The 879-nt window shown below is 45.8% G+C and carries 1 pseudogene; it reads right to left on the bottom strand.

Annotation, left to right across the window (positions count from 1 at the left end):
• A pseudogene (locus AAEY83_RS12735) lies at window positions 1-879 on the bottom strand (IS3 family transposase); the annotation flags it as partial.

Raw genomic sequence — 879 nt, 5'->3', positions numbered from 1 at the left:
GTGAACCTTGTTTTATAGTCTTGATGATATACCAGCTCATTCTTTAATGTGCCCCAGAAGCTTTCTATCGGAGCGTTATCGAAACAGTTGCCTTTGCCGCTCATTGAGCCTATAAATTGATGCTGCTTAATGGTCTTGTGGTAGGCGTGACTGCAATACTGACTGCCTCTGTCTGAATGAACGATTAGCCCTTTGTTTGGACGTTTATTCCTGATGGCCATGTTCAATGCGCGACAGACCAAATCTGCGGTCATGCGTTTGTTGATCGCATAGCCGACCAGCTCTTTGGTATATAAGTCTTTGACTCCCGCTAAATACAACCAGCCCTCATGTGTCCAGATATAGGTAATATCGCTTACCCATGCTTGGTTAGGGCGACTGGTGTCAAACTTCTGATCGAGCACGTTTGGATAGACCAGCTTGTTGTGATTGGAGTCGGTGGTGACTTTAAAGCGCTTATGACTACGACATTTAATGCCGTGTTGCTCTTTGATGCTTCTTACCATATACAGGCTAATGTTATGGCCTTGCTCGCTTAGATGAGCATGCAGTCGATCTGCGCCATAACGTTCTTTCGTTTCATTGTGAGCCGCTTTAACCAGTAATTCAGACTGGTTGCGATGTATCTGTTGGTCGCTGAGATCACGACTTAGCCAGTCGTAATAGCTTGATGGCTTAACCCTTAACACACGGCACATAGTGGTGATGCGAAAGAGGAACTGGTTGTCTTTGATAAAGGCGTACCTGACTAACTGTTTCTCGCGAAGTACGCCGTCGCCTTTTTTAAGATCTCGCGCTCCTCTTCGGCAACTTTAAGCTGTCGCTTTAGGCGTTTTACCTCTTCAAGCGCACTCATAAGTTCAGGGTCATACTGCTTTG

Origin of the sequence: Psychrobacter sp. TB20-MNA-CIBAN-0197, from assembly GCF_040309765.1 — a bacterium.
In the GTDB taxonomy this organism is placed as follows: domain Bacteria; phylum Pseudomonadota; class Gammaproteobacteria; order Pseudomonadales; family Moraxellaceae; genus Psychrobacter; species Psychrobacter submarinus.
Note: the sequence above shows the minus strand (reverse complement) of the source record. Positions and strands in the feature narration are given on the sequence as shown.